Source organism: Sporosarcina sp. USHLN248, assembly GCF_037144575.1.
GTDB classification, from domain to species: Bacteria; Bacillota; Bacilli; order Bacillales_A; family Planococcaceae; genus Sporosarcina; species Sporosarcina contaminans.
Genome location: NZ_JBBCZC010000076.1, coordinates 1 through 7,435 on the forward strand (window position 1 = coordinate 1; position 7,435 = coordinate 7,435).

9 protein-coding genes are annotated in these 7,435 nt (G+C 38.6%); 2 read left to right on the forward strand and 7 right to left on the reverse strand.

Annotated features, from left to right (window positions below):
* Positions 1-129: 129 nt before the first annotated feature.
* The 6 genes from WFH04_RS17715 to WFH04_RS17740 all read right to left on the reverse strand — a co-directional run bounded on the left by WFH04_RS17715 (position 130) and on the right by WFH04_RS17740 (position 3,921).
* Complete coding sequence (locus WFH04_RS17715) at positions 130-435, reverse strand: magnetosome magnetite crystal formation protein family (protein ID WP_336825587.1); 306 nt, start codon at positions 433-435, stop codon at positions 130-132.
* A 111-nt stretch (positions 436-546) separates the two neighbouring features.
* On the reverse strand, positions 547-1,791 hold the full coding sequence (gene nagZ / locus WFH04_RS17720; RefSeq protein WP_336825589.1) for a beta-N-acetylhexosaminidase: 1,245 nt from the start codon (positions 1,789-1,791) through the stop codon (positions 547-549).
* A gap of 18 nt (positions 1,792-1,809) precedes the next feature.
* Positions 1,810-2,196 carry a DnaJ family domain-containing protein gene (locus WFH04_RS17725; RefSeq protein ID WP_336825591.1) on the reverse strand — a complete coding sequence of 129 codons (387 nt, stop codon included), beginning with the start codon at positions 2,194-2,196 and terminating at the stop codon, positions 1,810-1,812.
* 18 nt (positions 2,197-2,214) lie between these two features.
* Complete coding sequence (locus WFH04_RS17730; protein WP_336825593.1) at positions 2,215-2,448, reverse strand: hypothetical protein; 234 nt, start codon at positions 2,446-2,448, stop codon at positions 2,215-2,217.
* 237 nt (positions 2,449-2,685) lie between these two features.
* Entirely contained in the window at positions 2,686-3,168 is a 483-nt protein-coding gene (locus tag WFH04_RS17735; protein WP_336825595.1) for a PaaI family thioesterase, read from the reverse strand.
* A 39-nt stretch (positions 3,169-3,207) separates the two neighbouring features.
* The gene (locus WFH04_RS17740; RefSeq protein WP_336825597.1) at positions 3,208-3,921 is read right to left on the reverse strand and encodes an AAA family ATPase; all 714 of its coding nucleotides are present in this window, start codon (positions 3,919-3,921) and stop codon (positions 3,208-3,210) included.
* Positions 3,922-4,075: 154 nt separating this feature from the next.
* Here WFH04_RS17740 and WFH04_RS17745 point away from each other — a divergent pair, with 154 nt between their 5' ends.
* On the forward strand, positions 4,076-4,519 hold the full coding sequence (locus WFH04_RS17745; RefSeq protein ID WP_336825599.1) for a hypothetical protein: 444 nt from the start codon (positions 4,076-4,078) through the stop codon (positions 4,517-4,519).
* 29 nt (positions 4,520-4,548) lie between these two features.
* On the opposite strand, the gene WFH04_RS17750 is transcribed toward WFH04_RS17745, so the two are convergent.
* The gene (locus WFH04_RS17750; RefSeq protein WP_336825601.1) at positions 4,549-4,995 is read right to left on the reverse strand and encodes an NUDIX hydrolase; all 447 of its coding nucleotides are present in this window, start codon (positions 4,993-4,995) and stop codon (positions 4,549-4,551) included.
* 477 nt (positions 4,996-5,472) lie between these two features.
* Here WFH04_RS17750 and pepF point away from each other — a divergent pair, with 477 nt between their 5' ends.
* Positions 5,473-7,293: an oligoendopeptidase F gene (gene pepF, locus WFH04_RS17755; RefSeq protein WP_336825603.1), complete on the forward strand. Its 1,821-nt coding sequence runs from the start codon at positions 5,473-5,475 to the stop codon at positions 7,291-7,293.
* Positions 7,294-7,435: the final 142 nt, after the last annotated feature.

Genomic DNA, 7,435 nt, shown 5'->3' on the forward strand with positions numbered 1-7,435 from the left:
CGTGCGCCTGGAACGGAAAGCGACGGTTGTCAGGGGTTCCCCATTTATTCTCCAACCAGAAAGGGACTATCACAGAAAATCAGTTTACACTGACTTTCTGGACAGCCCCTTTTTTTACGTATGCAACAATCAAATCCATCTTCCAACAATCGGATAATAGTATGTTTCCCCTTGCAATGATTTTACAATCCCGATAATTGGAATAATGATGGTCATGAGCCCAAAAATAATAACCATTGGGATACCAATTAAGAAAATGATTAGAATGATCGAGATGAAAATGAGTACACCCATCACTAATTGGAACAATAGCGCTTGAATGGATAGTCTTTTCACTTCCGCATCATCGACGACAAGATAAAGAATGAAAGGAACTAAAAAGGGTGCGAAAAATGCACTTGCATGCACTAATACTTTCAATCCGGTATTTTCCATATGAAAACCTCCTCCGTTTTTCTTTGTATACTATTTACGTGTGAAACAATAGGAAGTTTCAAATTTTAGACACACAATATATTTTTTTAGTGTAGTAAATCAATAAACTATTCAATAATGCCTCATAAATTCTTCGTACAGTTCGTTAACCTTCTTCACATCAAATGCGGTTTGCATTTCTTCATCTTTTATATATTTATATTTCAACGATAATATTCGTTCTACACTTTCATTCAATCGCGCCTCAGAGATTTCTCCACTCTCAATAGCGCCTAATAATTTCGAAATCGATAATAGCTGCTCTTCAAAATCACCTGCGATCAGCAACACATCACTGCCCGCCTTAAAGGATTGCACAGCAGCATCCGAAATTGCATAGTCATTTGAAATGGCGCTCATTGTCAGGTCATCCGTTATAATGACGCCATCAAACCCCATTTCAGTGCGAAGCAGATCCGACATAATCCGATCAGATAGTGAAGCGACGCGCTTATCATCAAGATCTGAGTAAAGCACATGTGATACCATTACCGCTTCTGCTCCATCGTCAATCGCCTGTTGAAAAGGGTATAGTTCCATCCTTTTCAATTCTTCCATTTCCTTCTTCACGACTGGCATTGCATCATGTGAATCAACAATCGTATCACCATGCCCCGGGAAATGCTTGACGACAGGTATGATGCCACCATCCATCATGCCATGCATCGTAGAAATCCCCAATTTCGCCACTTTTGCTGGATCACTTCCGTAAGAACGGTCACCGATAACCGTGTTTTTCGGATTGCTGAATACGTCCAATACAGGAGCAAAATTCATATTGTATCCAAATTCATGGAGAACTTCAGATAAATAAATTCCTGCATCGTAATTGGCTTGAGCATCATTGAGCGCCCCGATCGATCTGGCGCTTGGCAGCTTTCCAACCCCATTCGGTAATCTTGAAACGCGCCCTCCTTCTTCATCAACCGATAAAAATAAAGGCACCTTATTCAATTCATTCGCTTTTTTACTTTCATTGAGCAAGTTAACAATGCTTTCAACAGTTGAGATATTTCTACCTAAAAGAATAACACCACCAACATAATGTTCTTTTATTAAAACTTCCAGCTCTGCTGAAAACGATGTTCCTTCAATGCCGGCGATAACAAGCTGTCCAACCTTTTCTTCAGTAGTCATCCGCTCGACCATTTCATCGATTGGCGATATCGTAAATTGGGGAAGTTCAATAACTTGCTGCCTTTCTGCAAAACTTTCCTCTTTCCAATGAACATCATTTTCAGCATGGGAAGATGAACAACCACCTGCTATAAGGAGGGCAATTACGAAAATGAGTGAACCAATCCAATTTCTTTTCATGATACCCTCCCCTTCATATTACATCCAATATCCTTTTGCAACATTAATTGTCCCACGGGAAACGGTTCCTTTCAACATTGGAGGGGGACAATGTTTATTATGCTCTCTGATTTTTTCGTTTAGTTTTTGTATACGACTTTCTACATCTGTATGCGGTTCCACTTCTAATATTTCCGATATGGAAGTCAATTCATCGCGAATCTCATGCTGCAATTTTAACCAATGTGGCTTATAGCCCGCATCTTTGGCAATGCGCTGGAAATGCTGAAAAGTATCGCCTGAAAAATATTCTTTCGGCAAAGGCTTCCCTGCACCTTTTAAATGTTGCATTCCTTGAGTTTCATCATTGCGCTTTAGCATATCGCCTATCAAATCGTTATAGTATGGCTTCTCATCATTTGACATACATTTTCACCCGATTCTTTATACTTTGTACACTTCATTTTTGCCTGATTGATAATCTAATTTCATTTGTTCCAACTCCAATTTCATCTTCTCAGTTTCCATAATAAAGTTTTGCTGTTTTAGTTTTTCTAATTCAATTTCCTCCCTTACCATATCAGCTTTGAATTTCATTATTTTACGCTTATAATCTGTAATAATTGCCGTTATCGGTACACACATGACAATTGCAACAATTCCAAGGACATAACCCATTTTGCTCCTCCTTCACATTTTTCTTTCCGATGAGCTGCACTCCATGCAAAGATAGTGCAACTCACATCGCAATACCAACTTCCCAATTATTTCAAGAATGGCCAGCTATCATCGAAAAAAAACGAACAGCCATAACCCATTTACCAAGTCGCTTCTTTTCGATCGACCTCTTGTATTTCTATATACAAATAATTGAGAAGTAAAGTTACCAATAATTCAAACTTATTAGAAGACAACTTATTTTTTTGTTGCAAAAGTTGATGGCATCACAACTCCAATGACTTGTCCAGTCGCGCAAAGCTTTTCATCCGCAAAAACTTCAACAGCCACTTTCCACTTTTTCGGATGGATTTCTTCTACTGTACCGACAGCTTTCAATAAAGTTCCTATCGGCGTCGGACTTAAATAATCGACATGCAATGAAGCAGTTACAAATCGAGGGACCTCTTCGTCTTCATTTGGTTCGTAGCCATTTTTGCGATGAAGCGCTAAAGCACACGATCCTGTCCCATGGCAATCTATGAGCGATGCAATGACCCCTCCGTAGACAAACCCCGGTATTGCCTTATGCTCTTCTCCCGGCTTAAAGTAAGTAATCGTCTTGTCACCATCCCATCCTGTTCTGAAATGATGGCCATCCCCATTTAATCTTCCGCATCCATAGCACCATGCAAAATCGTCCGGATACTTATCTTGAATTGCGTGCAAAATTTCTCCCATACTTTCCACCTCCAAATACTTTTTATACATTCAATTTTATCACTCTTCCAACAAGTCTTTCAAAAATTTCTCGCGATGGTTCAAAAAGTATTTCGTAATTTGGTAATGATCCGTTTGTTCATAGGCAATTTCGGTAATTTCTCCGTTATCAAAACTATAAATCTTTGCACCATTGTATCCTAATAAAATTGGTGAATGTGTCGCGATGATAAATTGACATTCCTTTTCATTCACCAAATCATGCAGTATGCGCATGAAAGCCAACTGTCTCGCTGGTGATAATGCTGCTTCCGGTTCATCCAAAAGATAAATTCCTTTCCCTTTAAAACGATTTTGGAACAATGAAATAAATGATTCACCGTGTGATTGTTGGTGGAGCGACTTACCGCCATAGTTATGCAATGAAGCTCCAATTTCATCAGTATGTGTAGCAAACTGATAAAATGATTCCGCCCTCAAAAAGAATCCATTCGTTACTTTCGGCATCCAGGATAGTCTTAAATATTTCCCTAATGCACTTTCAGCCGCATAGACATCATATGTATTTTGCCTTCCGCCACCAGCAGTATTGAAATCACATCGATCAGCAATTCCTTCAAGCAAAGTTGACTTTCCAGAGCCATTCTCCCCGACAAAAAATGTTACATTGCTTGTCAAATCCAACTGTTTCAATGAACGAATTGATGGAATTGAAAAGGGATAATCTGTCCTTTCCACTTCATTTTCTAATACTGTAATCCTTTTTAAAAACAACCGAACCCCTCCTCTCATCAACACCTGCTCATAATAAAGGGAGACAACTTCTCCCGAACAATTAATCTTTCCGTTTTACAAAACATAGCATGAGTACTATTCCATCATAAAGCGCTTGCGTATACTAGACAAACGACATTAAGGAGGTATCATCTTGAAAATAAGAGGCATTTTGCTAATAGCGCTCCTAATCGGCGGTGCTTATGCAATGATTCAATCCATTAATGACTATAATGAAAAGAAATTCGCAGAGCTGCTACAATCGGCCGACACAAACTTTCAATCTCTCGTATTCAGCAAGCCTCAATTATCCGATTCACCTTCAAAAACTTGGATCGTTGACGATCCTGAACAAGTAGATGAGCTATTAAACTTTTTACAGCATTATGATGTCAAAAAGCTGAAACCGGAAGAAATCGATATTGAAGATGATATCGATCAATTCAGTATCAGCCTTACAGACAACAATGGAAATAGCATGACGGTAATCATAACGGAAAACTTGATCATCCAAAATTCTATGCTCTACTATAAAATAGTTAATGACGACCTTGATATGGAATGGATAGCACGTTTTTTTGCCGAAAATCAATTATAGAGGATGGGGACACTCAGTTCGTTCCCTCCTCATTTTATTGCATATTTATGGATTAAATTACGGATGAGCGGATTTAATGATTCTGGCAAGAAATTAATTGGAAAAAATTCCACCTCAGTCGTTTCAATACCATCCGCCTTTAATTCTCCACCTATTATTTCTTTCGTGACAAGGATAATCGAGACAGAATAATAAGCATCTCCATTTGGCAGAACTGAATAGGTGTGTTCTCCGGATATAACGGTGACAAGTTCAGTTTTTCCAATTTGAAGCCCTGTCTCTTCAAATACTTCCCTTCTACCTGTTTCCTCGACAGATTCTCCTAATTCCATAAAACCTCCAGGTATTCCCCATCTTCCGTCAATTTTTCTTTGTAAAAGAATTTCTCCTTTGTCATTTAACACACCGACACCAACTCCTGTTAGCAATAAAGGACGGTGCCCAACAATTTCTCTTAACTCTTCGATGTACCCCATTTGCGATACCCCCAATTTTTCTATATTTAAGCGGACAAAAACCTTTCTCCATTATTCTTCATAGCTCATTCTTTTTCCTTTAATCCGACACTATAAAAAATATATTTTCTTCGTTTATTTTTTCTGATTATGAATGAGTTCTTCGATGCTTTAGCAGCTCATATGAAGAGTTTCAATGTAATGTGTTTATTACAGAAGTCTACTAATGCGTGAAAGACAATTATCGTATGAGTCTCCTATAAATAATGGAGTATAAGCAGAAAACGAATGTAAAATTGACGAGAATTGAATGGATATCGATGTATTTTGAATGAAAACGTACCTATTCAGTTCAATTCAGTGCATTATACTTCGAAATAAGAACGAGCGAACTTCCAGTAAATAAAAATCTGCTACTCTATCATTCTTTTTTACTTTTCTGTCATTATGCTTTATACTATATTTAGTTCGAAAACCGTAATAAAAGGAGAGATGAGAATGGTCAAAAGCTTACCGCCGCGTTCAGAAGTAAAAGTTGAAGAAACTTGGAATTTGCAAGATCTTTTTCAATCGGAAGATGATTACAATCAAGCGATTGAGCAATTACAGCAAAATGTCGCAAGCTATGTTGAACAGTTCAAAGGCAAGATTTCCGATGTCGACTCAATTATTGCCGCATTAAAAGGATATGCTTCCATCTATGAGAAAATGGTGCCGATCGGAGCTTATACGAGCCTGTCATCAAGCGAAGACCAAACGAACGATGAAGCTCAAATGCGCGCAAGCAAGTATGGATCAATTGCTTCTAAATTAGGAAGCCAATTGTCTTTCGTTTCAAGTGAACTGTCCGAACTTCCTGCAGAACTGCTTGAAAAAGCGATGGGACAATCTAAAGACTTTGAGCTTTATTTAAAAGAAGTGTTGCGTGAAAAACCATATCAATTGCATCCTGAAGTGGAAAAAACGTTAGCTGCTATGTCTTCCGTACTGAACGCACCATACGGTTTGTACAATACAACGAAATTGGTTGATATTCGATTTGATGATTTTGAAGTCGACGGTGAAAAATTCCCGTTAAGCTATACTTCTTTTGAAGGAGGCTGGGAATCAGAAGCAGACACATCAAAAAGAAGAGCTGCGTATGACGCTTTCTATGCAAAATTGAGGCAGTATCAGCATACAGCTGCGAAAACGTACGATATGCATTTGCAAAAAGAAAAGACAATTTCCGATTTGCGTGGATACGATACAGTATTCGATTATTTGCTGTTCAATCAAGAAGTTGATCGATCAATGTATGATCGCCAAATCGATCTAATTATGAAAGAGTTATCACCGCATATGCGAAAATATGCTAAATTACTTCAAAAAGTCCACGGATTGGATAAGATGACTTTTTCCGATTTGAAAATTCCTTTAGACCCTAATTACGAGCCGAAAATAACAATTGAAGAATCGAAAAAATATATTAAAGATTCACTTTCGATTATGGGAGATGACTATTTAACGATGGTTGAACGTTCATATGACGAACGTTGGACAGATTTTGCACAAAACATTGGAAAATCAACAGGCGCATTTTGCTCGAGCCCATATGGATTCCATCCGTACATTCTAATTTCTTGGACAGGCAGCATGGAAGATGTATTCGTATTGGCGCATGAATTAGGGCATGCCGGACATTTCTACAATGCACATAAGCACCAAAACATCTTCAACTCACGTCCGTCTCTATACTTCATTGAGGCTCCTTCTACGATGAACGAAATGCTTATGGCAAATCACCTGCTCTCGAATTCGGATGATCCGAAATTTAAGCGTTGGGTTATCTCTTCGATCGTAGCGCGGACGTACTATCATAATTTCGTGACACATTTATTGGAAGCTGCATACCAAAGAAAAGTGTATGAACGCATTGATGCAGGCGGCAGCGTAAATGCAAATGTGCTCAACGAATTGAAACGCGGCGTTTTGGAGGAATTCTGGGGTGATGACGTTGAAATAACAGAAGGTGCTGAATTAACTTGGATGCGTCAGCCACATTACTATATGGGCTTATATCCATACACATATAGTGCTGGTTTGACAATTTCCACACAAGTATCAAAGCGTATTTTGGCTGAAGGTAAACCAGCGGTAGAAGATTGGCTGAAAGTCCTCCAAGCAGGCGGCACGAAATCACCTGCAGAGCTTGCACAAATGGCCGGAGTTGATATTACGACTGAACAGCCATTGCTTGACACAATTTCCTATATCGGTGATTTGATCGATCAGTTAATTGAGTTAACCGAAGAAATCGAAACAGTCCAAACCAATTAATAATTTTATGGAAGCATCCTGTTCATCAGGATGCTTCAGACTGTAGACAAAGTATTTTTTCACTTTGTCTACAGTCTTTTAAAGGTTTTTAGTTATGGGATAAGTGTTTGCCCAGCTTGGCTTGAAAACGCTTGCCAGACAA